25 protein-coding genes and 1 tRNA gene are annotated in these 25,191 nt (G+C 48.8%); 12 read left to right on the top strand and 14 right to left on the bottom strand.

Annotated elements, in window-relative coordinates; genetic code table 11:
• Positions 1-39 precede the first annotated feature (39 nt).
• The gene (gene seqA, locus ACXAGR_RS15675; protein WP_119501736.1) at positions 40-627 is read right to left on the bottom strand and encodes a replication initiation negative regulator SeqA; all 588 of its coding nucleotides are present in this window, start codon (positions 625-627) and stop codon (positions 40-42) included.
• A gap of 197 nt (positions 628-824) precedes the next feature.
• Here seqA and ACXAGR_RS15670 point away from each other — a divergent pair, with 197 nt between their 5' ends.
• Genes ACXAGR_RS15670 through ACXAGR_RS15660 form a run of 3 tightly spaced genes read left to right on the top strand, consistent with a single transcriptional unit; the run spans position 825 to position 4,730 of the window.
• Entirely contained in the window at positions 825-1,742 is a 918-nt protein-coding gene (locus ACXAGR_RS15670) for an AAA family ATPase (RefSeq protein WP_303574130.1), read from the top strand.
• 7 nt (positions 1,743-1,749) lie between these two features.
• Positions 1,750-2,712, top strand: a complete 963-nt coding sequence (locus tag ACXAGR_RS15665; RefSeq protein ID WP_474851201.1) for a DUF58 domain-containing protein — start codon at positions 1,750-1,752, stop codon at positions 2,710-2,712.
• Positions 2,709-4,730: a transglutaminase TgpA family protein gene (locus ACXAGR_RS15660; protein ID WP_474844489.1), complete on the top strand. Its 2,022-nt coding sequence runs from the start codon at positions 2,709-2,711 to the stop codon at positions 4,728-4,730. Before ACXAGR_RS15665 ends, ACXAGR_RS15660 begins: the two co-directional genes overlap by 4 nt.
• Positions 4,731-5,272: 542 nt before the next feature.
• Here the strand turns inward: ACXAGR_RS15660 and fusA are convergent.
• The 5 genes from fusA to ACXAGR_RS15635 form a co-directional block, all read right to left on the bottom strand.
• Positions 5,273-7,360 (bottom strand): elongation factor G, encoded by a 2,088-nt coding sequence (gene fusA, locus ACXAGR_RS15655; RefSeq protein WP_474844490.1) that lies wholly within the window; start codon positions 7,358-7,360, stop codon positions 5,273-5,275.
• A gap of 166 nt (positions 7,361-7,526) precedes the next feature.
• Positions 7,527-8,603 carry a 23S rRNA (cytidine(2498)-2'-O)-methyltransferase RlmM gene (rlmM, locus tag ACXAGR_RS15650; protein WP_474851200.1) on the bottom strand — a complete coding sequence of 359 codons (1,077 nt, stop codon included), beginning with the start codon at positions 8,601-8,603 and terminating at the stop codon, positions 7,527-7,529.
• A complete protein-coding gene (locus ACXAGR_RS15645; protein ID WP_474851199.1) occupies positions 8,596-8,976 on the bottom strand; it encodes a DUF423 domain-containing protein in 381 nt (126 codons plus the stop codon). Before ACXAGR_RS15645 ends, rlmM begins: the two co-directional genes overlap by 8 nt.
• Complete coding sequence (locus ACXAGR_RS15640) at positions 8,970-9,602, bottom strand: alpha/beta family hydrolase (RefSeq protein WP_349587459.1); 633 nt, start codon at positions 9,600-9,602, stop codon at positions 8,970-8,972. The genes ACXAGR_RS15645 and ACXAGR_RS15640 overlap by 7 nt, the downstream gene beginning before the upstream one ends.
• Complete coding sequence (locus tag ACXAGR_RS15635) at positions 9,595-10,494, bottom strand: transcriptional regulator GcvA (protein ID WP_119501744.1); 900 nt, start codon at positions 10,492-10,494, stop codon at positions 9,595-9,597. Before ACXAGR_RS15635 ends, ACXAGR_RS15640 begins: the two co-directional genes overlap by 8 nt.
• A gap of 216 nt (positions 10,495-10,710) precedes the next feature.
• Between ACXAGR_RS15635 and ACXAGR_RS15630 the strand changes: the two genes are divergently transcribed.
• Positions 10,711-10,977, top strand: coding sequence for a hypothetical protein (locus ACXAGR_RS15630; RefSeq protein ID WP_474851198.1), 267 nt, complete (start codon positions 10,711-10,713; stop codon positions 10,975-10,977).
• 67 nt (positions 10,978-11,044) lie between these two features.
• Here ACXAGR_RS15630 and kdsA read toward each other — a convergent pair whose 3' ends face one another.
• Genes kdsA through hemA form a run of 6 tightly spaced genes read right to left on the bottom strand, consistent with a single transcriptional unit; the run spans position 11,045 to position 17,121 of the window.
• The gene (kdsA, locus tag ACXAGR_RS15625) at positions 11,045-11,899 is read right to left on the bottom strand and encodes a 3-deoxy-8-phosphooctulonate synthase (protein ID WP_474844495.1); all 855 of its coding nucleotides are present in this window, start codon (positions 11,897-11,899) and stop codon (positions 11,045-11,047) included.
• A 14-nt stretch (positions 11,900-11,913) separates the two neighbouring features.
• Positions 11,914-12,288 carry a SirB2 family protein gene (locus ACXAGR_RS15620; protein ID WP_474851197.1) on the bottom strand — a complete coding sequence of 125 codons (375 nt, stop codon included), beginning with the start codon at positions 12,286-12,288 and terminating at the stop codon, positions 11,914-11,916.
• Positions 12,289-12,301: 13 nt separating this feature from the next.
• Positions 12,302-13,858, bottom strand: coding sequence for a DUF3369 domain-containing protein (locus tag ACXAGR_RS15615; RefSeq protein WP_474851196.1), 1,557 nt, complete (start codon positions 13,856-13,858; stop codon positions 12,302-12,304).
• A gap of 52 nt (positions 13,859-13,910) precedes the next feature.
• Entirely contained in the window at positions 13,911-14,756 is an 846-nt protein-coding gene (prmC, locus tag ACXAGR_RS15610) for a peptide chain release factor N(5)-glutamine methyltransferase (protein ID WP_474851195.1), read from the bottom strand.
• Positions 14,756-15,841, bottom strand: a complete 1,086-nt coding sequence (gene prfA, locus ACXAGR_RS15605) for a peptide chain release factor 1 (RefSeq protein ID WP_119501750.1) — start codon at positions 15,839-15,841, stop codon at positions 14,756-14,758. The genes prmC and prfA overlap by 1 nt, the downstream gene beginning before the upstream one ends.
• A gap of 8 nt (positions 15,842-15,849) precedes the next feature.
• On the bottom strand, positions 15,850-17,121 hold the full coding sequence (gene hemA / locus ACXAGR_RS15600) for a glutamyl-tRNA reductase (RefSeq protein ID WP_303574159.1): 1,272 nt from the start codon (positions 17,119-17,121) through the stop codon (positions 15,850-15,852).
• A gap of 141 nt (positions 17,122-17,262) precedes the next feature.
• Here hemA and lolB point away from each other — a divergent pair, with 141 nt between their 5' ends.
• The 4 genes from lolB to ACXAGR_RS15580 all read left to right on the top strand — a co-directional run bounded on the left by lolB (position 17,263) and on the right by ACXAGR_RS15580 (position 19,795).
• Positions 17,263-17,868, top strand: coding sequence for a lipoprotein insertase outer membrane protein LolB (gene lolB, locus ACXAGR_RS15595; protein ID WP_303574144.1), 606 nt, complete (start codon positions 17,263-17,265; stop codon positions 17,866-17,868).
• A complete protein-coding gene (ispE, locus tag ACXAGR_RS15590; protein ID WP_474851194.1) occupies positions 17,853-18,734 on the top strand; it encodes a 4-(cytidine 5'-diphospho)-2-C-methyl-D-erythritol kinase in 882 nt (293 codons plus the stop codon). Before lolB ends, ispE begins: the two co-directional genes overlap by 16 nt.
• Before the next feature lie 5 nt (positions 18,735-18,739).
• Positions 18,740-18,815 (top strand) — tRNA-Gln (locus ACXAGR_RS15585).
• Between the two features lie 32 nt (positions 18,816-18,847).
• Positions 18,848-19,795: a ribose-phosphate pyrophosphokinase gene (locus ACXAGR_RS15580; protein ID WP_119501754.1), complete on the top strand. Its 948-nt coding sequence runs from the start codon at positions 18,848-18,850 to the stop codon at positions 19,793-19,795.
• A gap of 58 nt (positions 19,796-19,853) precedes the next feature.
• Here ACXAGR_RS15580 and ACXAGR_RS15575 read toward each other — a convergent pair whose 3' ends face one another.
• Positions 19,854-20,474: a flavin reductase family protein gene (locus ACXAGR_RS15575; RefSeq protein ID WP_474851193.1), complete on the bottom strand. Its 621-nt coding sequence runs from the start codon at positions 20,472-20,474 to the stop codon at positions 19,854-19,856.
• Positions 20,475-20,610: 136 nt separating this feature from the next.
• On the opposite strand from ACXAGR_RS15575, the gene ACXAGR_RS15570 reads away from it, so the two are divergent.
• The 4 genes from ACXAGR_RS15570 to ychF all read left to right on the top strand — a co-directional run bounded on the left by ACXAGR_RS15570 (position 20,611) and on the right by ychF (position 23,532).
• A complete protein-coding gene (locus tag ACXAGR_RS15570; protein WP_474851192.1) occupies positions 20,611-21,036 on the top strand; it encodes a hypothetical protein in 426 nt (141 codons plus the stop codon).
• Between the two features lie 150 nt (positions 21,037-21,186).
• A complete protein-coding gene (locus tag ACXAGR_RS15565) occupies positions 21,187-21,816 on the top strand; it encodes a 50S ribosomal protein L25/general stress protein Ctc (RefSeq protein WP_474851191.1) in 630 nt (209 codons plus the stop codon).
• A 5-nt stretch (positions 21,817-21,821) separates the two neighbouring features.
• Entirely contained in the window at positions 21,822-22,418 is a 597-nt protein-coding gene (gene pth / locus ACXAGR_RS15560) for an aminoacyl-tRNA hydrolase (RefSeq protein WP_474851190.1), read from the top strand.
• 22 nt (positions 22,419-22,440) lie between these two features.
• Complete coding sequence (gene ychF / locus ACXAGR_RS15555) at positions 22,441-23,532, top strand: redox-regulated ATPase YchF (protein WP_474844503.1); 1,092 nt, start codon at positions 22,441-22,443, stop codon at positions 23,530-23,532.
• A gap of 120 nt (positions 23,533-23,652) precedes the next feature.
• Here ychF and ACXAGR_RS15550 read toward each other — a convergent pair whose 3' ends face one another.
• A complete protein-coding gene (locus ACXAGR_RS15550; RefSeq protein WP_474851189.1) occupies positions 23,653-24,960 on the bottom strand; it encodes a short-chain fatty acid transporter in 1,308 nt (435 codons plus the stop codon).
• Positions 24,961-25,191 lie beyond the last annotated feature (231 nt).

Raw genomic sequence — 25,191 nt, 5'->3', positions numbered from 1 at the left:
CGTCCTTTATTTAAGTGAGCGTCTTGCTAACCAGGGGTATTAAGCAAATTTAGCGATAACCGTTTGCGTGGCTTCGTCGCTGTATCCCAGTGTTTTCATTACCTGTTCCAACATCGCTACTTTCTTAGCAGTGTTGTTATTTGTTACTACCCAGTAGGGTGAGTCAGGAATAGATTTAGGGTTAGTACTGCTTCCCGTACTCAGCAATGCGTCTTTGCTGGTTGCGAAATAAATACGATTTTTACCCTTAATTTGTTCAACATTTGCAAAGGCATCGCTGTGCAAATCATGAAGTTCAGACAGAATAAACAGAAACAGATCTACCCGTTTGGTGTACTGCGCCAGTGCAGCACTGGTGAGTCTGGCTTCGATATCTCCGCTGCCGTGCTCTACAGCAAGGGGGGCAGAAACCGTTGTTGACTGTGACGGTGTTTTCGTTTGACGGGCTTTAACAGGAGCCGCTTTTTTCACCGCGGGAGCCGCCTTTACAGGTGCTGCTTTTACTTCGTTACTTTCAGCATCACCCAGCAGTAAACGACGCAGAATGTCCGACGCATTTTCGCCGATGTGTTTTGTCTGACTTGCTATAAACGTATACAGCTCATCATCAATTTCAATGATTTTCATATGGTACTTCCTTAATAAACCGGTCCATTATAGACAACAAGGATATTGATAACAGCACTAAATCAGGTTCACTCAGGTAATTTATATCACCCGGCGCAGACAACGTGTCTATACTCAGGTATCAACAGGATAACAGCAATTCCTTTCAGAATTGCTAGCATGTATAAATAAGGACAAACCGGTTGCGGGAAAACCCCATGCGAACAGAATTTCAGACGATCACAGACGCACTGTCAGGGCATATTATTGGCAAGCCTCAACAGTTGAAGCTGGCTGTAACCTGCCTGCTGGCAAAAGGTCATTTATTGATTGAAGACTTACCGGGCATGGGCAAAACCACTTTGTCTCATGCGCTGGCAAATGTATTCGGCTTGTCTTATTCCCGTATTCAGTTCACGTCAGACTTACTGCCCGCAGATATGCTGGGGGTGAACGTGTTCGATCAACAGCAGCACGAATTCAGGTTTCACCCCGGTCCGGTATTCAACGAACTGATCCTGGCAGATGAAATTAACCGTGCGTCACCGAAAACACAAAGTGCACTGCTTGAAGCCATGGAAGAAAACCAGGTCAGCGTCGACGGCACCACTTATCCGCTGCCCTCACCTTTTTTTGTTATTGCCACTCAAAACCCGGGCTATCAGAGCGGAACGTATCCCTTGCCGGAGTCACAGCTGGACCGTTTCCTCATGCGTATATCTCTGGGATACCCTTCAAGAGAAGCGGAAAAAGCCATGTTGCAGCAGCAAGGTGGCAGAGAACAAGGTCCGCTGGCGGAAAAAATTGATCCCCGCTCACTGCTCCGCTATCAGCAGCAGGTCAACGATGTGCATTGCAGTGAAGCCGTACTGGAATACGTGCTTAACCTGGTAAATCAGAGCCGGGAACAAAGTGGTTATCCGCAACCCCTCTCCCCCAGGGCAAGCCGTGCCCTGTTAAACGCAGCAAAAGCCTGGGCATTCATTCACGACCGCGACTACATCGTCCCTGAAGATGTTCAGGCTATTTTTGCCGCTGTGGCGGAACACAGATTACGGGGTACTCATCACGAATCCATCGAAGAAAATACACTGAGTAAGCGGTTGCTGAACAGTGTGGACCCACTGGCAGCCTGAAAAGCGGATGATGAGGAAAACTTTCGGAGCATGGTCGTTAAAATGGCTGGCTAAGAGAATGCCGCCGGACACTATTCATCAGTTACATCATGGTAATATCTTCATCTTCCCGGGTACCTTCGGCTGGTTTTACCTGATGATGACCGCCTGTCTGTTTCTGCTTGCGGTTAACTATCAGAATAATCTTCTGCTTTTTCTTTGTCAGTTTCTGTTAAGCCTTTTCCTTATCACTTTGTTCACTGCCTACAAAAATATCTCAGGGATACGATTGTCAGCAAGGGAGCTAAAGCCGGTGTTCGCCGGCGAAAATGGATTTATGACAGTAGACATTAACGCCGCTGAAGGGAAATCTCTGCGGGGACTGATGGAAATAAGATGGTACGGTGATATTGACCGCAGCACGTTGGATCTCGAACAGGAAAAAAAATCTCATCTTCTGGCAATACAGGCAGATAAACGGGGCATCATGAGATTGCCCAGAGTGACCGTCACCTCCTCTTTTCCCCTCGGACTGGTGAAATGCTGGACCCATCCTGATTTTAATCAGACGCTGTTAGTCTATCCGCAGAAAAAGCCCGAGCACGCCGATCTGTCTCAATGGTATGCCCGCAGCGGTACCGGCAAGCAGGTGCAAAATGGCACCGATGACTTCTTTGCACTGCAGCCCTGGCAGAGCGGAGAGCCGTTAAACCGCGTTGCATGGAAACGGGTCGCCAAAGGCGGTGACCGTGTAAATAAGATTTTCACCGATCAACAGCCGGTCAGCGGCTATCTGGATATCCATCAGTTACGCACGGATACAGAGACGGCGCTGTCGGTGCTGAGCTGGCAGGTCACTCAGCTGTCAGCAACCGGCACACAATTTGGCCTGAAACTGGACAATCTGGTTATTCAGCCGGGCTGCGGACAACAGCACAAACAGGCCTGTTTAAAAGCTCTGGCCCTTTTCCGTCAGGACACACCGTCATGATGCCTGTAAGCCTGCCGATTGCGGGGAACCGTGAAAGTATGCTGACTTCCGTTTTCTTTGTGGTGCTGGCAGCCTCCCTGTTCAGCGATATTCATTTGTGGGTACTACTGCTTTGTTTATGTGCCGGCATTGTCAGAGGATTTTTGTTTCTCGGCTGGTACAACCATATGCCCGGAAAGCGTATGGTCAACTTACTTGCCCTGCTGGCGGGAACAGCACTGATCACCACCAGTGACGGTATGGATTTCCTGCATATTATGGTTAACCTGCTGCTGCTGGCCTGTGCGCTAAAATTAATGTTGTTAAGTAAGCGACGGGATTTCTATCAACTTTTTATCTGCGCCATATTCCTGCTGGCCTGCGGTTTCATTTTCTATCAGTCGCTGGCCCGTACCTTATTTTACGGCATCCTGTTTCTGTTCTTACTGTATATTCTGTTGTCTGCTCACACACCGTCGTCAACCAGACAATTCAGACAAAAGAAAACCTTTATTCTGTTCTTTCAGGCGTTGCCTCTTGCTGTTATTTTGTTTGTGTTTATGCCCCGGCTTCCCCCTTTATGGAAAATGCCGGAAGGCAAATCCACAGAAACCGGGCTGGCAGAAACCATTACGCCGGGTGACATTGCCAATCTCGCACAGTCTGAAAAGCTGGCATTCAGTGCCACATTCTCAACGCCTGTTCCGGTCAGAGAACAGCTTTACTGGCGTGCACTGACGCTGGAACATTTTGACGGAAAATCGTGGTCAGTCAGTGAAACAAGGCAATACGCAGAAACCCAATTGCGGTATATGAATAAGCCGTTCCGGCCGGCCCTCAGCGGTGAGCCTGTCCGCTATGAAGTCATTGCCGAACCCACCAAAAAGTCCTGGTTATTTGCATTAGACACAGCTGTACCGGACAGTGCAGCCAGTCAACGGGAATTGTGGCAGGGCTGGCAATACCAGCTAACATCAAGACAGCCACTGTTCAGCCGCTATGCTTATTATGTTGCCTCCTACCCTGACTCCCCGCGAAGTCAGGGGAATGCGGCGCTGGACAATACGCTGAACCTGCAAGTGCCGGAAAGAGGTAATGAGAAAACCAGGGAATGGGTACACGGGCTCAGAGAGATGCATCCTGATAACCGTGCATTTGTTTCAGCACTGATGCGTTATTTTAATGACAAGCCTTTCAGTTACACGCTAACACCACCGCCCATGCTTAATGATCCGGTAGACAGTTTCCTGTTTGACCATCAACAGGGGTTTTGTGCTCATTATGCCAGTGCGATGACGTTTGCACTGCGGCTTGCCGGTATACCCGCCCGCATTGTGACAGGTTATCAGGGTGGCACACCTATCAATGATGAAACCGTCAATGTGTATCAGTACGACGCTCACGCCTGGGTAGAAGCAAAAACCGACGGGGTGAGCTGGCAAAGCTACGATCCGACAACCATGGTTGCGCCTTCACGAATTTTCGACGGTTTTGAGCAGGCAGCAAGATTCTCGACAGAAATTCAGGGCGATCACCCGCTAAACGGTATCAGCCAGCTAGCGTTCTTCGATGCATTGCGCAACATGAGTGCACAAATGGATTTTCTCTGGAGCCGCTGGTTTTTAGGCTATAACAACGATAAACAAACGGACATTCTAGACCGTATTTTAAATGGTATAACGCCGTTAAAGCTCAGCTTATTTGCCGCCGGCCTGCTCTTGTTCACAGGTGCGCTGCTGGTTATTTATTTTGTACCAGGATGGCAACGAAGTCACATTGCCAGAGAAAAGAAGTACTATCTTGGCGCGGTTGAGAAACTGGAACAAAAATTTAATCTGCGAAGGGAGAACCGCAGTCCGGGACAATTCTATGAATACTGTAAGCATAAAGTGCCGGAGGCTATAGCAAACGATCTCGCCAGTCTGACCAGATTGTTTGAACAGTATCAATATCATCCTCATCAGGCTCCTCCGGCAACGGCGATTCGTGAAGCCGCGAAACAACTCTGCCGGCGGGTGCGAAATACTGCCCGTCATTAAAGCTGACCACATCCATGCCATAATACCGCTGAAAACGACAGCTTTCCGCCAGAGTTTGCCGCGGGTAATAAGGTACATAGCTGACAGTAGCGTGGCTGCAATACTCATGGATCCCTTCAGCCAATTCTGATGACTGCCCTGCAAGCAACCATAACTCAGCAATTTTACAGGGGCCGGCATAAAATATAATGCAACGTGCTGTGATGATGACTTTGGTTACCCGGCTGACAGGTACAACGACTGCCGCTTCCAGCCTGAGCAGTGAGGCGACGGTAGGATAAATGGCGATGGTATCTTTACCGCCCTGCTTCCCTTTGCGAAGCATAGACTTGTACCAGGCGTTTCTGAACCATAACCAGTAGACGATAAAGCCGAGGGGGATCACTGTCGCTAGTGTGTGGACAATCCATTGCATAACTCTCTCCTTTAAGCCGCTTAAATGTATCAGCTGCCGGAGTCATCGCAAGTACAGGTTTAGTACAGTTTTACCAGCCATAAAAAAACCCGCCGGATGGCGGGTTTTTTAAAGCTTTCAAGAAGAATTACTTAGCGTTTTTACGCGCTTTCGCTTCTTCCATTACTTTCTCAGCTACGTTCTGAGGACATGCTGAGTAGTGGCTGAACTCCATAGAGAACTGGCCACGACCAGATGTAATAGTACGCAGGTGACCGATGTAACCGAACATTTCAGACAGAGGTACATCTGCCTTAATGCGTACACCAGTCGCACCAGCTTCCTGGTCTTTGATCATACCACGACGACGGTTAAGGTCACCGATTACGTCACCTACATTGTCTTCAGGGCTGAATACGTCAACTTTCATCACTGGCTCAAGCAGTTGAGGACCGGCTTTAGGCATAGACTGACGGAATGCACCTTTCGCTGCAATTTCGAACGCGATAGCTGATGAGTCAACTGCGTGGAAACCACCGTCGTACAGTTCAACTTCAACATCCAGTACCGGATAACCAGCCAGAGGACCTTCGTCCATCATACCTTTAAAGCCCTTCTCGATAGCCGGGAAGAATTCTTTAGGTACGTTACCACCAACAACGGTAGATTTGAACGTAAAGCCAGAGTTTTGCTCGCCTGGCTTGATACGGTAATCGATCTTACCGAACTGACCAGAACCACCAGACTGTTTCTTGTGCGTGTAGCTGTCTTCTACCGGAGTAGTGATAGTTTCACGGTAAGCAACCTGCGGCTGACCAACTTCCAGCTCAACGCCGTAAGTACGCTTCAGGATGTCTACTTTGATGTCTAAGTGAAGCTCACCCATACCTTTCAGGATGGTTTCGCCAGAATCTTCATCAGTTTCAACCTGGAATGAAGGATCTTCTGCAACCAGTTTACCGATAGCGATAGACATCTTCTCGTTAGCGCCTTTATCCTTAGGCTTAACAGCGATAGAGATTACAGGCTCAGGGAAGATCATTGGCTCAAGGGTACAAGGGTTCTTTGGATCACACAGGGTGTGACCAGTCTGAACGTTCTTCATACCTACAACAGCCAGAATGTCACCTGCCTGCGCAGAAGTCAGTTCTGTACGCTCATCGGCGTGCATCTCTACCATACGACCGATACGCTCAGTCTTACCAGTAGCAGAGTTCAGGATAGTATCACCCTTGTTCAGCTTACCAGAGTAGATACGGATGAAGGTCAGCGCACCGAAACGGTCGTCCATGATTTTGAACGCCAGAGCACGGAACGGCTCGTCAACAGATACAGTGGCAACTTCACCAGTAGGTTCACCAGTTTCTTCGTCAGTCAGCTCCTGAGGATCAACTTCTGTAGGAGAAGGCAGGAAGTCAATTACTGCGTCCAGTACCAGTTGGATACCTTTGTTCTTAAATGCAGAACCACAGTAAGTCGGGAAGAATGACATATCGCGTGTACCTTTACGGATACAACGCTTGATGTCTTCCAGAGAAGGTTCTTCGCCGTCCATGTAAGCCATCATCAGGTCATCGTCCTGCTCAACAGCAGTCTCAACCAGTTGCTCACGGTACTCGTTCGCTTTGTCAACCATGTCAGCAGGGATATCAACGACTTCGTAGTTTTCTGGCAGGCCAGAGTCATCCCAGATGTACGCTTTCATGTCCAGCAGGTTAACAACACCTTTGAATTCGTCTTCGATACCGATTGGCAGCGTCATTACCAGCGGGTTAGCAGCAAGTACTTTCTTAACCTGGCCAACAACACGGTAGAAATCTGCACCCATACGGTCCAGTTTGTTTACGAAGATTACACGGGCAACTTCTGATTCGTTAGCATAACGCCAGTTAGTTTCAGACTGAGGCTCAACACCGCCTGAACCACAGAAAACACCGATACCACCATCCAATACTTTCAGAGAACGGTAAACTTCAACTGTGAAGTCAACGTGTCCCGGAGTATCGATGATGTTCATACGGTGGTCTTTCCAGAAACAAGTAGTCGCAGCAGACTGGATAGTAATACCGCGCTCAGCTTCCTGTTCCATGAAGTCAGTAGTTGACTCACCATCGTGTACCTCACCAGTTTTATGGATTTTACCGGTAAGCTTCAAAATACGTTCTGTAGTGGTAGTCTTACCCGCGTCTACGTGGGCGAAGATACCAATGTTTCTGTAAAGAGATAAGTCTGACATTAGTTCACTTTCGTTGGTTCAGAGTAAAAAAACGGCGGGATTATAAAGGATTTCAATACCAGATTTATAGTCCTTTGCGAAAAAAGTCTAAAACTTATTCAGCAGTTCCGCGCCAAGCCTTTAATTTTACATTTAAAATCAATAAATTACCATCATAAGGCTTTATTTAAGCTTTTATGACAGTAACAGTAACCTCGTCGCGATTATGATAAAGGTGTCTGACTTTCATCCGAAAGCCGCCAGCTTTTTTGCCAAGTCGCGATTGTATTTCCCCGATAGCGGCCGTCACCGTGTCGTACCGTCTCTTCATTGGCAGCTTAAGGTTGAAAATCGCATGATCTGCCCAACCTTTTTCCAGCCACTCACTCATGAGTACCGCTACCCTGTCGGGGCGCTCTATCATATCACACACCAGCAAATCTACACGGCCAAATTTGGGCTTATAAGTAAAGCCGTCTGCCGCATAATGGTCCACTAATCCTGTTGCCATGAGTTCTTCGTCGATAGCACCGTTGTCAATGGCCTCAACGCCCATCTCGCGGATCACCAGCTGATACGTCCAGCCACCCGGACACGCCCCCAAATCTACCGCACGGGCGCCTTCACGGAAAATTTCGCGGCGTTCTTCATCGTCCAGCATGGTCAGAATGGCTTCCTCAAGCTTGAGAGTCGAGCGGCTGGGTGCTTTCGGCGGAAATTTCAGACGACAAATGCCGTTAGCAAAGGGACTTCGCATGGCCGGATAAGAATGGCCCACGAAACAATTGTCATAATCAGTGAAGAAAACATGCAATGCCCTGCCGTCTTCTCGTTCTTTATATGTTAGCGCTCCCTGCTTTCTTAAGCCTTGCCGCAGTGGCACAGTGAACTTCCGGCAGAATTTAGCCAGCGCTTTCCCTGCTTCAGTATCGGCATGCTCGACAAACAATAAGGTGTTTTTCCACTCATCCGTGTCTGCGTCGCTGATGGCGGCCAATACCGGACCTGCCCGGTTCGATTTATCGAGATCTTCAAGATGAGCGGTGACCGCCACAATCTGACGGGGGAAAATGGTATCAGCCACAGCAAGACGCTGACCCAGCCGGTCTGCATCGTCCTGCTCATAAAAATGAAACAAAATGAAGCCCTGGTCAGGCGTAAATACCGGATACCCGTAAATACCGGCTTCAGAGGACAATGCTGTCAGTTCCCCGGCGGTATCAGCTTCATAACCACTGCGGCAATAAATCAGCAAACTATTCATGCCACTTTCCTTTTACCACACCGGTGATCAGTGCCACCCAGCCAATCATAAAGAATAAACCGCCAAGTGGCGTTACCGGTCCGAGAAAGCGCCATTCCAGCAAGGTGAGTAAGTAGATGCTGCCACTGAACAAAACAATGCCGGCAACAAAACAAATACCGGCAGTACTTAATAACCTGTTACTCACTGCGTGTCGCAGTGCCGGCAAAATCAGTAACGCCAGCGCATGATAAAATTGATAGTCCACAGCGGTATGCCATGATGTCAGTTGTGAATCGCTGAGTACTGACTTCAGCGCATGCGCACCGAACGCGCCAAATATCACCGCGGCCAGCGCAGCAATGGCACCGGTAAGTACAAAAGGTTTTAACATGAAATAAGCCTGTTGATGAAAGCGGCTGAAGCTGAGGCCGCCTGCTGCATATGTTCGTTTAATGTATAACCGCTGGATTTACGGGGCTTGAGACTGTGGTCGCCGTCAGCCAGATAATGCAAAGTGACCTGACCCGACAGGTTGTAACCGTCAACTTCGCTTTGCGTACCGAAGGTGTCCCGTTCACCCTGATTGATGAATACGGGTTTTGTCATCTTCACCAGATGCTCCGTGCGCAGCTTTTCCGGCTTGCCGGGGGGATGAAAAGGATAACCAAATACCACCGCGCCTTTCGCCTCTGTTGCTTCAAGAATCATCGTCGACACACGACCGCCCATAGACTTGCCGCCGATAAATACCGGCGAAGAGCTATTCTCAGTCACCTGCTCTACCAGATCTTTATAAAAAGCTTCCAGTTTTTCTATTTTATCCGGTGGTCTTCTTTTACCGGTTTCCGCTATGGTCTGCATGTAGGGAAAATCAAAACGCGCCACCGTAATCCCCTGTGCTGCCAGTAAGGCAGCCATATCTGCCATAAAGGGAGACTGCATTCCCGCACCGGCACCATGAGCGAGGATCAAAACGGCGACCTCATTCTCTGCCCGGTCCGTGATCATGTCAGACATCATATTGTTCCTCTTCAACCTGCGCCAATATCCAGCTTCTGAACGCGGCGATTTTACCTAAATCTGCCTGCGCTTCATCACAAACCAGATAAAACGCATCCCGACTGGCGACTTTTTCTTCAAAAGGCATGATTAGACGGCCCGCATCCAGTTCCGGGCGGGCAAGAATAGTGTTACCCAGCGCAATGCCCTGCCCCAGCGCAGCCGCCTGGAGCACCAGCATGGAGTGACTAAACACCGGGCCCTGGTTTACATTCACGCCGGACACGCCGACACTTTTCAACCAGTTTTTCCAGGCCTCACGACTTAAATCGTGCAACAGAACATGGTGTTTCAAATCACTCAGGCTGTTCAACGGTTTAGGGCCGTTAAACAACATAGGAGAGCACAACGGAGTAAGGTACTCGGTATGCAGTTTATCGGCTTTCACACCGCTCCAGCGGCCCTTACCGTAATAAATGGCCACATCCACATCGTCTTCTAAAAACCCTTCATCGAAATCTACCGCTTTAATACGAACATCAATATCCGGATGCTCAATGCTGAAACGACTGATACGGGGTACCAGCCACTGGCTGGCAAAACTTGGCGGCATAGCAACGGTAATCGCTCCTTTACTGCCTTTTGCCAGCAATCGTTCTGTGGCTTCCTGAAGATGTTTAAAGATATCTTTCAGCTCAAGAAAATAGGCCTGTCCTTCTTCAGTAAGGAGCAATGTCCGGTTACGGCGAAGAAACAACTTCATTGATAAGAATTCTTCGAGCGCTTTAATTTGATGACTGACAGCAGCCTGGGTAACGAATAATTCTTCGGCGGCTTTGGTAAAACTCAGGTGCCTGGCGGCGGCTTCAAAGGCTTTCAGCGCATTCAGCGGCGGCAAACGTCTATGCACGCTTCCCTCCGACAGCTAAATGACCAACGTGATAAAGCATTAGTTTTTCTAATCCTTAAACCCTACTTTTACTCGTTTTAAAGACGAGTAAAATCTGTTTATTATTCGCACGCTTTCAAAGCACAGCACTTTTCAATCAATCAGTTAGACAAGTGCAATGTTAACAAGAAAGCTTAATTTGTTAACGAATTTTAAATTAATTTTATTAGGTGTGATATGACTAAATTCAAAAAATTCTTCAGCCAGTTGGCTGTTATCTTAGCGGCAACCACTGCTTACCCAACTATTTCTCAGGAACTGCCGGCTTCTATGCCTGTGGTACCTGCTATGAATACCCTTGAACTGTCTGTAGAAATGGTCAGTGTTCAGGAACAAGTTAAGGCTGCTCTGGCCGCAGAAGTGCAACAGCACGTAGCCAGTACACTTATCGCGATGAACGAAAAAGACAATCGCGACGCTAAGGAAGAAAACCGCAGCGAATAAGCCCTTTTTTCACACCTGATTCGGTGCCAGGCAACAGTGTTGCCGGGCACCGTTTTCAGCGTTTCATCTAGTTTGCACTGGTATCCAGCGCCGCAAACCCTTTTACTAACTCATCTAACGCTTTCATTTGCTGTAAATACGGTTCCAGCTTTGACAATGGCAACGCACATGGTCCGTCACATTTCGCTTCGTCCGGATTCGGATGCGCTTCGATAAATAAACCGGCAAGACCTAAAGCCATACCACTACGCGCCAGTTGCGCAGCCTGTGCACGGCGGCCATCTGCTGAAGTAGCTCTGCCTCCCGGCATCTGCAACGCATGAGTAGCATCGAAAATTACCGGTGCATACGCTTTCATTGCATCCATGCCGAGCATATCGACAACCAGATTGTTATATCCAAAGCAACTGCCCCGTTCACACAGGATCACCTTATCGTTACCGGCTTCCCCGAGCTTACCGATAATATGACGCATTTCATGGGGAGCCAGAAACTGGGGTTTCTTCACATTAATGACCGCACCGGTCTCTGCCATTGCCACCACCAGATCGGTCTGGCGGGCAAGAAAGGCCGGTAGCTGAATAACATCCGCGACTTCCGCCACAGGTGCCGCCTGATGAGGCTCATGGACATCGGTGATCACCGGTACATTAAAAGTAGATTTGATTTCTTCAAAAATCTTTAAGCCTTCTTCCATGCCCGGTCCGCGGTAAGACGTTACAGAAGAACGGTTCGCTTTATCAAAAGAGGCTTTAAATACGTATGGAATGCCCAGCCGTGTCGTCACTTCCACATAGTGTTCAGCAATTTGCATTGCCAGATCACGGGATTCAAGCACATTCATGCCACCAAATAATACAAACGGCTTGTCGTTAGCAACAGTAATATCGCCAACCTGAATTTCAGTACGTGACTGTGTCATTATTTACTTCCAAGTTAAAAAAACAACGGTTGCTTTGATATTGCAACCCTGGCGATTAACCCTAACCAGGTTAATGCACCGATAAAACCGATCCAGCGCAGTGGCTTGTTCCGCCCCCATTTAAGCGCAAACATCCCCATCAGAATATAGGCCACCAGCCCGACCACTTTGAAGGTCAGCCAGCTCTGCACAAACGGATACTGGCCAATAAGAAAACATAGCCATAGCGCACTGGCCAGAAGGCAGGTGTCGATGACATGAGGGAGAATTTTAAGCCACTTTCTGGTCAGTAACTCGCTGTTAAACTGGGACAGCATAAATCTGAAAATAAAAAGAAATACACTGAGAGCGATGGCCGTAAGGTGTAAATGCTTAGCCATTAAATACATAACAACCTCTTTATTATTGTGATATGTCGTCCGCCAGCCGGCGTTGAATTTCTTCGAAACGGCCAATATTCGCCAGCATATAGCTGACCAGCTGCGGATCAAAATGTCGTCCGCTTTCCGCCTTCAACGTGCTGACGGTTTTTTCCAGCGACCAGGCTTCTTTGTACGGGCGCTTGTTCATCAGTGCATCAAACACATCGACGATAGCCGCGATCCGGCTTTCCAGCTGGATTTCTTCACCTTTCAGTCCTTCAGGATAGCCTTGTCCGTCCCACCGTTCATGATGTTCTTTAGCAAGTACGGAAGCCAGCTGAATGGTGGGACTGTCTGAGTCTTTTAATATCTGATAGCCAAATTCCGCATGCTGACGGATAGCAAACCGTTCTTCTTCCGTCAGTACATCTGTTTTTGTCAGGATTTGTGACGAGATATGTGCATTTCCCACATCATGTAACGGAATAGCAAGCCGCAGCGTCATGATTTGTGCTTCGCCCAGCCCGGCATACCTGCCCAGTAATTCAGCCATATCGACCATCCGGCGGATATGCCTGCTGGTTTCACTGTCACGTTCCATGGCTTTACCCAACCGCTCAATGATTTCCCGCTGGGTGGTTTCCACTTCCTGACTGATAAGCACATTTTCAAATGCCAGCTGCACATTTTCTGAGAACAACTGCAACAAATGCATATTTGTCTCGCTGAGCTTACGGGGGATACCGGATAAATACAGTAATGACCCCTTATAGTGCTTACTGAAGCAGTAAGCCACCACATAATCTTCGCCAAAGATAATGCTTTGCTCTTTTAACGCCCGCTGACACAGCAAATATGCTTCTGCCGGCAACGCATCAATCAACGATTTCCCTTCCTGACCGGCATATTCACCATTGCCGGCAAACACAAACAGTTCCTGCGGTAAAGACTGCGTTACAGGCCGCGGCACCGCCACGGCATTGGTAATATAGGCTGCGTCTTTGGAGAATCCGAGAATTGAGGAAAGTTGCTGAATGATACCCCGCATGAATTTTTCAAGAGATCGGGAAGTGAACAGGTCGGCGGAAGCATCAATAATTTTTTCAAGACCGGCGCGGCTTTCCTCAATCACGACGATATCGCGATACGATCGCAATGCCGCAATCATGACAGTAAACAGCTTCTGCGCGGTTAGTTCGGTTTTTGACTTGTAATCGTTAATATCATAATCAACAATCACATCCCGTTCCGGTGCCTGACCGGGTTGTCCGGTCCGCAGAATGATGCGGGTAAAATGATTATCCAGTGTTTCTCTGATGTATTCTGCGACTTCAAGCCCGGCATTATCGGTTTCCATCACCACATCAAGCAGCACCACAGCCACGTCGTCATTTTCACGAAAGTAGGTTTTGGCTTCTTCGCCGCTATAGGCGCTGACAAATTCCAGCCGCTTATCATCCAGCACAAAATCGCTCAACGCCAGTTTTGTCACCGCGTGTACTTCCGGCTCATCGTCAACAATGAGCACCTTCCAGACGCCAAGTTCCTCTGTTAATTCCTCGTCGTCATCGTCCGCAAACAGGAAATCATCAGTCATTTACAGCATTCCATTTTTATAAAAGGCCGGTTAAAGCATACTGTAAGAGGAATTATTCGCAAGCAGGTCTTTTCGCAATAGTTATCCGGTCAAGACCGGCAAGATCGGCAAAGGTGTTTGCCATGGTGTAACCGCTGTCATTAAACAGTCCGCGGATTGCACCGCCCTGCTCACTGCCATGTTCAATAAGCAGCCATCCGCCTGGCTTAAGACATACTGATGCCTGACTGATGATAAGCCGGATATCATCAAGCCCGTCCTCACCGGCGGTGAGCGCTGACAGGGGTTCGAAGCGGACATCACCTTGTTGCAGATAGTGACTGTCTGATTCCACATAAGGGGGATTGGTCACCAGCATATCGAACTGCTTATCTTTCAGGGCATCAAACCAGTGGCTGACGATAAATGAGACGTTAGTGATGTGATTCAGTGCTGCATTTTGTTTAGCGAGGTCGACAGCCTCTTCAATGCGATCTGTACCGGTGACCTGAATGTCCGGTCTTTCGCTGGCCAGTGCCAGCGCCACAGCGCCTGTTCCGGTGCCCAGGTCACACACATTGCAAGGCTCAGAAGGAAGCAGTTCCAGCGCTTTCTCCACCAGCAGCTCGGTTTCCGGACGCGGAATAAGCGTGGCAGGATTCACATTGAGTGTCAGTGTCCAGAAGTCGCGGATACCAGTCAGGTGCGCCACCGGCCGGCCTGTTTTTCTTTCACTGATAAGCTGTCTGAAGCGGTTAAGCTCCTCGTCCTTAAGTACTTTATCACTCCAGGTGTATAACCAGGTTTGTGTCTGGTCCAGTACATGGGCCAGCAGTACTTTTGCGTCGGTGGCAGGAGACTCTCCCCCTGCCAGCGCTTCTTTTGCCTGTTGAAGTGCACAGGCAATGGTGACTGACATTATTCGTCTGCCAGTGAAGCCAGCAGATCGGCCTGGTGTTCCTGACGGATAGGATCAGCCAGCGCAGCCAGATCCCCTTCAATGACCTCATCAAGACGGTACAGGGTCAGGTTGATGCGGTGATCAGTCACACGGCCCTGGGGAAAGTTGTAAGTACGGATACGCTCAGAACGGTCACCACTGCCCACCAGATTGCGGCGGGTGGTAGCCTCTTCTTTCGCCCGCTTTTCTTCTTCGAGCTGATTAAGACGGGCCTGCAGTACAGACATGGCCTTAGCACGGTTTTTGTGCTGTGAACGCTCATCCTGACACTCAACCACAAGACCGGTTGGAATGTGAGTCATCCGGATAGCAGAGTCTGTTTTGTTAACGTGCTGACCACCGGCACCGGATGCACGGAAGGTATCAACACGCAGGTCTGCCGGATTAATTTCAATGGCTTCAGACTCAGGGATCTCAGGCAATACCGCGACGGTACAGGCTGACGTGTGGATACGTCCCTGGGATTCAGTTTCCGGCACACGCTGTACCCGGTGTCCGCCGGATTCAAATTTCATAATACCGTAAACGCCTTCACCGGAAAGATTAGCAATGACTTCTTTAAAGCCACCGTGCTCACCTTCATTCTGACTGACCACCTCTACGCGCCAGCCCTTTGATTCGGCATAGCGGCTGTACATACGGAACAGGTCGCCGGCAAAAATAGCCGCCTCATCACCGCCGGCACCGGCACGGATTTCCAGAAAGCAGTTGTGGTCGTCGTTGGGATCTTTAGGTAACAGAAGAATTTGCAGTTCGCTTTCAAGGCGTGCAATGTCTTCTTTTGCCTGCTTCATTTCTTCCTGCGCCATTTCGCGCATTTCGGCATCGTCTTCTTCCATCATTTCCAGTGCAGAAGCAAGATTTTCTTCAGCCTGCTGAAAAGCATTAAAGCCTTTTACAACATCTTCCAGCTGACTGAACTCTTTTGACAACGCGCGGAATTTATCCTGATTGGAAATCGTACCGGGATCACCAAGCAATGCCTGAACCTCGTCAAACCTTTCCACCAGGTTCTCGAGCTTTCTGGTCACCGATTCTTTCATATTCTGTTTTACCCTTCTTTGTCCTGCCCGTTACCGGCAAGATCCATCGCCTGACCCAGCCATTGAGTCAGCGCGGCATTATTTTCGTGTGCAGCGTCCCGCAATACACGGGTAGGCCCGTGCATCAACGCATTGGTGAGTTTATAGGCCAGTTCCTGTACAACGTCTTCCGCGTTGCGGCCTTCGGACAACTGGTTCATCGCCCGTGCGACCAGCTCATCTCTGGATGCCATGCCTTTCTGACGGTACTGACGCACCAAATCAATGGAATGCTGCGCCTGTTTCCAGCTTAAAAATACGGAAGCCTGATCATCGATGATTTTTTCAGCGTCCTGCGCGGCCATTTCACGGGAAGCTAGATTCTGCTCAACGATATGCTGCAAATCATCAACAGTATAAAGGTAGGCATCGCCGAGTTCATTAACCTGAGACTCAATGTCACGGGGAACCGCCAGATCAACAAGAAACATGGGCATGTTACGGCGCTGCTTTAAGGCCTTTTCCACCATCCCTTTACCTATCAATGGCAACTGGCTGGCTGTAGAACTGATGACAATATCAAAATCGTGAAGATGTTCAGGCAACTGAGACAGTGTGAGTACATCTGCGCCCAGATTCGCCGCCAGATTCTCAGCTCTGGCTACGGTACGGTTGGCAACGGCAAGACGCTGAACGCCCTGTTCTTTTAAATGTTGGGCAACCAGTTCAATGGTTTCGCCGGCACCTACCAGTAATACTGAACGCTTTGGTAATGCGCTGAATATATGTTTGGCCAGTTGCACCGCAGCAAAGGCCACAGATACTGCGTTAGCACCAATTTCTGTTTCAGAGCGTACTTTTTTAGCCACAGAGAACGTGTGCTGGAATAACCGCTCGAACTCTGCCCCCACAGTACCGGAATGCTTTGCGTCACTGAATGCCTGTTTGATCTGTCCGAGAATTTGCGGCTCACCGAGGATCAACGAATCCAGCCCGCTTGCTACCCGCATAACATGCTTTACTGCGTCTTCCTGCTGGTAAAGATAGCTGTTCTGTTCAATATCTTCCCGTTTCACATCATGAAAGGCAGATAACCAGTCGAGCAGCAACGCAGCCTCACCGGCCCCTTTTACGTAGACTTCAGTGCGGTTACAGGTAGACACGATGACAGATTCTTCAATACCGTCTATCTGCTTCAGCGAGGCGAGCGCAGACACCAGAGAATCCGGTGTAAAGGCGACTTTTTCGCGTAACGCAACAGGTGCAGTTTTGTGGTTTATTCCGAGGGCAGTAAGGGTCATCAATATTTATGCTGGCATCGTCGGAGCGGCATTGTACGAAAAACCCAAAATGATTGAAAGTACTCCTGAAACTGTGTTCCCATTAGATCCCTGAGTTTTGAAGCAATCATCCCGTTGCATTGCGTAGGATCATAATCGTTCATGATTTTCCGAATACTTTTTGCAGGTCTGTTTATCGCCCTGTTATCAGCCTGTACCACTCTGCCGGATGGTCCGGAGACCGCAGTAAACCTGCCTTCACAGCTTGAGAAGCTGAAATCCGTCACCCGCTGGCAGATGAAAGGTAAGATGGCTATCCGCAATGAAAAAGAAGCTGTAAGCGCTCACGTAAACTGGAAAACCGATGAGCCCGATTTTAATTTCCGTTTAACCAATATGCTGGGTATTACCCTGGCGAATATCGATTTCAGTGACGGCATGGCTACACTGGAAGCTGACGATAAGCGCTGGCAGGACACCAGTCCGGCACGTCTGATATACCAGACAACCGGCTGGGATATTCCCGCCGGCAAGCTGCTCAACTGGGTAAAGGGGCTGCCTTTACGGGGCGACGACTACAAGCTCAACGATAAACAACTACTGGCTTCCCTTTCTCCGGGCTGTGAAGCCTGCGGCAACTGGCAAGTCAGTTACAGCAACTATGGTGAGGAAGCAGGACTGTGGTTGCCGCATCAGTTAATGCTTACCCGCACAGACAATACAAAAATATGGATAAAAATCCGGATTGATGAGTGGACCATACAGTAATGCAACACAGTGAATGGTGGCCCAGCCCGGCCAAACTGAATTTATTCCTTCATATCCTCGGTAAATACGATAACGGTTACCATCAGCTCCAGACCCTGTTCCAGTTACTGGACCGGGGTGATGAACTGGCTTTTGATGTCACCAACGACGGTAATATCACCCTTAATCCGTCGATTCCCGGTGTGAATGATGAAGATAATCTGATTGTAAAAGCAGCCAGACTGTTAAAGGAACACACAGGAACAGACAAAGGCGCAAACATCCGGTTGAAAAAGTCACTGCCCATGGGCGGCGGTATTGGCGGTGGCTCATCTAACGCCGCCACAGTGCTGGTTGCACTGAATTACTTGTGGCAGTGCGGTCTGAGTACAGCAGAACTGGCCGGGTTAGGTCTGCGTCTGGGCGCCGACGTACCTATCTTTGTTGAAGGCCGTACGGGTTTCGCCGGCGGTGTGGGCGAGCACATCAGTGCTGCTGATTTAGACGAACAATGGTATCTGGTTGTCAATCCGGGTATACACGTAGGCACCGCTGATATTTTCAGAGAGCCTGCCCTGCCCCGCAACACACCGGCCATGGAGTGGCACAATTATACTTTCGCTGCAACGCATAATGATTGCCAGAGTATTGTCTGTAAAAAGCATCCGGAAGTTGCAATATTATTACAGTGGTTGCTACAATTCGCACCGTCGCGGATGACGGGCACAGGCGCGTGCGTATTTTCTGTATTTAGTGATGAAAATTCAGCCAGACAGGTTCTCGGGAAATTGCCCGCAGAATGGTCCGGTTTTGTTGCTAAAGGTGTGAATATGTCGCCATTACAACAAAAGCTAAAATACGTGAACGAAGCATCGGACATGAACTAAATTTTTGGGGTATAGCCAAGTTGGTAAGGCAGCGGGTTTTGATCCCGCCATTCGTTGGTTCGAGTCCAGCTACCCCAGCCACCTCCTTTATCAAACGCACCGAGGAAACACTTGTGCCAGATATGAAGCTCTTTGCAGGCAACGCCGTCCCCGAACTTGCCCATAAGGTTGCAGAACGCCTTTATACCAAACTTGGTAACGCCAGTGTTGGTCGCTTTAGCGACGGTGAGATCAGTGTAGAAATTCATGAAAACGTCCGTGGCTCGGACGTTTTTATTATCCAGTCTACCTGTGCACCAACCAACGACAACCTGATGGAATTGATTGTGATGATCGACGCCCTGCGTCGTGCATCAGCAGGACGAATTACTGCTGTTATTCCTTATTTTGGTTATGCGAGACAAGACCGTCGCGTCCGCTCAGCCAGGGTGCCAATCACAGCCCGTGTGGTCGCAGATTTTCTGTCTAACGTGGGTGTTGACCGCGTACTGACCATCGACCTGCACGCAGAGCAAATCCAGGGTTTCTTCGATGTACCGGTAGATAACGCTTTCGGTACACCTATCCTGCTTGCAGACATGGTTCAGCGTGATTTTGTTGACCCGATTGTTGTGTCTCCGGACATTGGCGGCGTAGTACGTGCCCGTGCAACGGCTAAACTGCTGAATGATGCAGAACTGGCAATCATCGATAAACGTCGTCCGAAAGCGAACGTTTCTCAGGTGATGAATATTATCGGTGATGTGAAAGACCGTGACTGCATCATTGTTGACGACATGATTGACACCGGCGGTACGCTGGCCAAAGCCGCAGAAGCCCTGAAAAATCATGGCGCGCGCAAAGTGTATGCTTACGCGACTCACGCTATCTTCTCAGGCAACGCGCCTAAGAACCTGAAAGAGTCGGTTATCGATGAAATCATTGTTACCGACAGTATTCCGCTGTCAAAAGACATGCAAGCAACCGGTAAAGTGAAGCAACTCACATTGTCTGAAATGCTGGCTGAAACGATTCGCCGCATCAGCAATGAAGAGTCTATCTCAGCGATGTTCGAATACTGATAGCTGCCGGTGAGCAGATTATTAACGGCCGGTGCTGAAAAGCACCGGCTTTTTTGTATCAGCGGGGACGCAACATCTCAAACAGGTTTTCACTATCAATGGTGTAATAATCCCCTGCACCACCCGCCCGCAACAGGGGTTCTGCCCTGCCCGTTTTAAAAATACCGTCTTCAATCAGTGATGTTTTTATCTTCACGCCGGTCACTTCACCGAATACCATCCATGTATCACACAATTCACCATTGCTGCCCTGCAATTGTACGATTTGTGTTTTGCGGCATTCCATCACCACGCCACTTTCCGCAACATGGGGCGGCTTAACAGTGCGGGACTCGCCTTTTGTCAGCCCTGCCAGTTCAAACTCATCCACACTGGCATCGACCTGTGCACAGGTCTGATTCATCTGCTGTGCCAGCGGCACACTCACCAGGTTATAGCAAAACTCTCCTGTCGCCTGAATATTTCTTACTGAGTCTTTAAAGCCGATGCTGGAAAAACCAATAATGGGCGGCGTGTAATTGAATGCATTAAAAAAGCTGTAAGGTGCCAGATTAGCGATACCCTTTTCGTCAACAGTGGAAATCCAGCCGATGGGTCTGGGTGCAATAATACTGTTGAAGGGATCATGTTTGAGGCCATGACCCGCTGAAGGCTCGTAAAAGTGAAATTCTGAAGACATAGACTCAATCCTCTGAGTTTTAATAAAATAAAAAGGCACAAACAATAAACCACACCCACCTGTTCATTGTCCGTTCAGGTCAAAACCGGCACAATGACAAAAAAGGTCTGCTGACCATAACTACGGCGGAGATATTATGATCAGACTTGTTTATTTAGCAGCGTTAGTCAGCCTGTGCAGTGCCTGTAGCGATGAAGCTACGCCGGACGACGTGTCAAAAACAGAAACCGTCACCCTCAATGTGGTTGAGAACGTTACGAAAAATGTGACTGATAATATCGACAATAAGGCCACTGAAATGGAAAACAACATTACCTTGTCAGGAAAAATGGTCTATCAGCAGCATGAAGGCGGCTTTTTCGGTTTCATTACTGACACCGGAGAGCGTTACACCCTGCGCGGACTGGATAAATCTTACCGTCAGAATGGCATGAAACTGATTGTCGAAGGTCAGCCGCTGACCGGTATGGTGACAACGACTCAGTTCGGAACCGTTTTTAAAGTAGAAAAAGTGGTCAGTGCCGATGCCACAGCAGTCGCACCGCACCACAGTGAAATGTAATTGACGTTTGTATATCCTGCTTCGCGGTGGTAGAATTCGCCGCCCTTTTATTTCGGGGTACGGTAAATGAGCCTTGTTTATTGCCGTTATCGCGTGGGTTTTGGTCGCAAAAACTCACAAAAATAAACTAAATATATTGGAGACATATTAATGTCTGAAGCTATTTTTAACCTGGATGCAGTAGTACGTACTGACCTGGGGAAAGGTGCGAGCCGCCGCCTGCGTCATGCTGATAAAGTTCCTGCAATCCTGTACGGTGGCGAAGAAGCCCCTGTTGCACTGACTCTTGATCACAACAAACTGAACAACGCTGCTGATTTCGAAGCATTCTACTCTCACGTTCTGACTCTGAACATTGACGGTCAGAAAGTTGAAGCGTTAGTTAAAGACATGCAACGTCACCCGTTCAAGCCTAAGATCACTCACGTTGACTTCCAACGCGTTATCGCTGGCGAAGAGCTGCACACCAGCGTTCCTCTGCACTTCATCAATGAAGAAAAATCTGCTGCTATCAAAGCTGGCGGTATTGCAGAGCACCACGTAAACGAAATCGAAATCACGTGTCTGCCTAAAGATCTGCCTGAGTTCATCGAAGTAGATATGGCTGCAGTTGAAATGGATGCTACCGTTCACCTGTCTGACCTGACTCTGCCTGCAGGCGTTTCGTCTGTTGAACTGGCTAAAGGTGATGATGCACACAACTTAGCAGTTGTTACTGTTAAGCCTGCTCCTAAAGCACCTGAAGCAGAAGAAGGCGAAGAAGACGCAGCTGAGGAATAATCAGCTTGTCGTCAGATATCCGTCTGATTGCGGGCCTGGGAAATCCGGGCCCGGAATATGAACATACCCGACATAACGCCGGCGTCTGGTTTCTGAACGAACTGGCAGCGCGTTTTAACACCTCCCTTAAGCCTGAAAGTAAGTTTTTTGGTCTCACTGGCCGGATAACCGTAGGCAATCAAGATATTCGTCTGATCTACCCGACTACTTACATGAATAAAAGTGGTCAGGCGGTAGCCGCAATGGCAAACTTCTACCGTATCCCTGCAGAGAATATGTTGATTGCTTTTGATGAGCTGGATTTACCTCCGGGAATCGCTAAATATAAAGTTGGCGGCAGCTCCAGTCAAAATGGCATTCGCGACATCGTCGCTAAAATGGGCAACAACAAAGATTTCTTACGCTTGCGAATTGGTATCGGTCACCCCGGCCATAAAAGCAAGGTAACCGGCCATGTACTTGGCAAACCACCGGAAAACGAAAAGCGGGCAATTGAAGATGCCATCGATGAAGCGGTCCGGTGTACAGAGATTTTAATTAAAAACGATTTAAAGCAAGCCCAGAACCGACTGCATAGTTTTAAAGCTGACGTTCAGGGCTGATAACTTAACAAGGGTCCAGCACATGGGTTTTAAATGTGGCATCGTTGGTCTGCCAAATGTGGGTAAATCTACCCTGTTCAACGCACTTACCAAAGCCGGAATTGAAGCGGCGAACTTCCCTTTCTGTACTATTGAACCGAATACCGGTGTAGTACCTGTACCGGACTTACGTCTGGACAAGCTGGCAGAAATCGTCAATCCGCAGCGCGTCATTCCTACTACCATGGAATTCGTGGACATTGCCGGTCTGGTTGAAGGTGCTTCAAAAGGTGAAGGTCTGGGTAACAAGTTCCTGGCAAATATTCGTGAAACCGATGCTATCGGACACGTTGTGCGTTGTTTTGAAAACGACAACATTGTGCACGTTGCCGGTAAAGTCAGCCCGAAAGATGATATTGACGTTATCAATACCGAACTGGCACTGGCGGATCTGGAAACCACAGAAAAAGCCATTCACCGTGTATCTAAGCGTGCCAAAGGTGGCGATGCCGATGCGAAGTACGAATTAAAAGTACTGGAAAAGATAAAACCGCACCTGGACGAAGGCAACCTGCTACGCTCTCTGGAACTGACCAAAGAAGAAATGGCAGCCATCAGCTACATGAACATGTTAACACTGAAACCTACCATGTATATCGCTAACGTGAACGATGACGGATTTGAAAATAACCCGTTCCTCGATCAGGTAAAAGAAATCGCAGCCGCTGAAAATGCTGTAGTTGTTGCCGTTTGCGCTGAAATTGAAGCTGAAATTGCTGAGCTTGAAGATGATGAGCGTGAAGAATTCATGCAGGACATGGGTCTGGAAGAACCTGGTCTTAACCGTGTTATCCGTGCCGGCTACAACCTGCTGACTTTGCAAACTTACTTCACCGCAGGGGTAAAAGAAGTGCGTGCATGGACATTCCCTGAAGGCTCAACAGCCCCTCAGGCAGCCGGTAAGATCCACACAGACTTTGAAAAAGGCTTTATCCGCGCAGAAATCGTTGGCTACGACCATTTTGTTGAGTTTGGCGGCGAGCAAGGCGCAAAGGATGCCGGTAAATGGCGTCTGGAAGGTAAAGACTATATCGTTAAAGACGGTGACGTCATTCACTTCCGTTTTAACGTGTAATCGCACTGTCATTCAAAAACACCGCCTGATGGCGGTGTTTTTATTTGAGCGCTTTTTATCTTTAAGAAGTTACGCTGTGATACCGGCTAAAGCTGGTTAAACGGTGAGGCAGGCAGAGTGCTAAACCCAATACAGCACTGCGCCAATCACCACGCCGGTCAGTAGCAACTGCACCAGACAAAACCCCATAATATCTTTGGCTTTAAGCCCGGCAATCGCCAGCACAGGCAGCGCCCAGAAAGGCTGGATTAAATTCGTCCAGGCATCCCCCCAGGCAACACCCATTGCAACACGGCTTGCATCGGCGCCCAGTTCCAGCGCCGCTGGCAGTACCACCGGAGCCTGAACCGCCCACTGCCCGCCTCCGGACGGCACAAAAATATTCACAATGCCCGCAGAGATAAAACTCCAGACCGGCAGCGACTGCGCACTGGCAAGACTGATAAGCCATTCCGACAGACTCTGCGCTAAGCCGGACTGAACCATGACAGCCATAATCCCGGCATAAAACGGAAACTGGATAACAATGCCCGCTCCGCCTTTCACAGCCTGATGCAAACTATGCAGTAATTTCCGTGGTGTCCCGTGTAACACAATGGCGAGAAACAAAAAGAGACCGTTTACGATATTCAGGTTTAACGTGCCGCCGTTTATAAAGTACATAAGCAGATACGCCAGACCTGCAAACCCGGTAAGCTGTGCCAGAATAACGCTGTTTTCCAGTTTATCCGCCGGACGGGTATTTTCAACTTCCGGCACAGGTTCGTCTTCAAGTTTTGATGCCGGTACAATGACACTGTCTTCTTTCGAAGGCAGCATCAAACGGTTTACCACCGGCATTACCACGAACAATATGGCGACCAGAACAAGGTTAAAGGTGGCAAAAATAGTTTGTGATGTGTCGACAACGCCAATCTGATCAACAGAAAAGTGACCGGGCGTGGCAATGGTCAGTGGAACAGAGCCGGCAAGACCGCCATGCCAAACCACGAATCCGGAATAGGCACTGGCCACCAGCAAACGATAATCAACCTCAACCTTCCTTGCCAGCGCTTTGGCAAATAACGCCCCCACCACCAGACCAAAGCCCCAGTTCAGCCAGCTGGCAGCAAGCGATACCAGCGAAACCAGTAAAATCGCCTTAGGTGCAGAGTTTGCGAGTCCGGCCATTTTCTCCAGCCCGCCTTTTACCAGCGGCGTACTTGCCAGCATGTATCCGGTGACAAGCACGAGCAGCATTTGCATGGAAAAACTGAGTAGCCCCCATAATCCGCTCCCCCATTGCTCAACAACCTGCTGCGGAGATTGTCCTTCTACAAGCACTGCTGCGGCAAAAACCACCAAAGTAAGCAATAAAACAAAGATATACGGGTCCGGCAGATAGCGCTCAACGAGTTTTACGAAGGGTGAAGCGACCTTATTCATCATATTTTTCTTCTTCCTTTAAGATCTGACTTAACAATTTACTCACATTATCGGATTTATTCGCAGATTTCAGGGAAAAAGATTTCACAACCGGCAAATTCAGACCGCTAAGCCGGTTAATTAATCGCCAATACTGAGGGAAGAAATTCATAGCAAATGCCCTCAAATTGATCTCTTTTCCACCATTTTGACGCCATATTAAGCATTTCAGTACACATAGTGAGCACTTAAAAA

It is taken from the genome of Alteromonas sp. ABH4_457, from assembly GCF_056160625.1.
This window is presented reverse-complemented; position numbering and strand designations above follow the sequence as displayed.

Bases quoted from the DNA above. Each gene is read 5' to 3' on its own strand.
- kdsA (WP_474844495.1), bottom strand. From the start codon at position 11,899: ATGACACAGTCACGTACTGAAATTCAGGTTGGCGATATTACTGTTGCT.
- ACXAGR_RS15565 (WP_474851191.1), top strand. From the start codon at position 21,187: ATGTCTGAAGCTATTTTTAACCTGGATGCAGTAGTACGTACTGACCTG.
- hemA (WP_303574159.1), bottom strand. From the start codon at position 17,121: ATGACCCTTACTGCCCTCGGAATAAACCACAAAACTGCACCTGTTGCG.
- ACXAGR_RS15575 (WP_474851193.1), bottom strand. From the start codon at position 20,474: ATGTCTTCAGAATTTCACTTTTACGAGCCTTCAGCGGGTCATGGCCTC.
- ACXAGR_RS15570 (WP_474851192.1), top strand. From the start codon at position 20,611: ATGATCAGACTTGTTTATTTAGCAGCGTTAGTCAGCCTGTGCAGTGCC.
- fusA (WP_474844490.1), bottom strand. From the start codon at position 7,360: ATGTCAGACTTATCTCTTTACAGAAACATTGGTATCTTCGCCCACGTA.
- lolB (WP_303574144.1), top strand. From the start codon at position 17,263: ATGATTTTCCGAATACTTTTTGCAGGTCTGTTTATCGCCCTGTTATCA.
- ACXAGR_RS15660 (WP_474844489.1), top strand. From the start codon at position 2,709: ATGATGCCTGTAAGCCTGCCGATTGCGGGGAACCGTGAAAGTATGCTG.
- prfA (WP_119501750.1), bottom strand. From the start codon at position 15,841: ATGAAAGAATCGGTGACCAGAAAGCTCGAGAACCTGGTGGAAAGGTTT.
- seqA (WP_119501736.1), bottom strand. From the start codon at position 627: ATGAAAATCATTGAAATTGATGATGAGCTGTATACGTTTATAGCAAGT.
- ACXAGR_RS15665 (WP_474851201.1), top strand. From the start codon at position 1,750: ATGATGAGGAAAACTTTCGGAGCATGGTCGTTAAAATGGCTGGCTAAG.
- rlmM (WP_474851200.1), bottom strand. From the start codon at position 8,603: ATGAATAGTTTGCTGATTTATTGCCGCAGTGGTTATGAAGCTGATACC.
- ACXAGR_RS15615 (WP_474851196.1), bottom strand. From the start codon at position 13,858: ATGACTGATGATTTCCTGTTTGCGGACGATGACGACGAGGAATTAACA.
- ACXAGR_RS15645 (WP_474851199.1), bottom strand. From the start codon at position 8,976: ATGTTAAAACCTTTTGTACTTACCGGTGCCATTGCTGCGCTGGCCGCG.
- ACXAGR_RS15630 (WP_474851198.1), top strand. From the start codon at position 10,711: ATGACTAAATTCAAAAAATTCTTCAGCCAGTTGGCTGTTATCTTAGCG.
- ACXAGR_RS15550 (WP_474851189.1), bottom strand. From the start codon at position 24,960: ATGATGAATAAGGTCGCTTCACCCTTCGTAAAACTCGTTGAGCGCTAT.
- ACXAGR_RS15640 (WP_349587459.1), bottom strand. From the start codon at position 9,602: ATGTCTGACATGATCACGGACCGGGCAGAGAATGAGGTCGCCGTTTTG.
- ACXAGR_RS15620 (WP_474851197.1), bottom strand. From the start codon at position 12,288: ATGTATTTAATGGCTAAGCATTTACACCTTACGGCCATCGCTCTCAGT.
- ACXAGR_RS15670 (WP_303574130.1), top strand. From the start codon at position 825: ATGCGAACAGAATTTCAGACGATCACAGACGCACTGTCAGGGCATATT.
- prmC (WP_474851195.1), bottom strand. From the start codon at position 14,756: ATGTCAGTCACCATTGCCTGTGCACTTCAACAGGCAAAAGAAGCGCTG.
- ychF (WP_474844503.1), top strand. From the start codon at position 22,441: ATGGGTTTTAAATGTGGCATCGTTGGTCTGCCAAATGTGGGTAAATCT.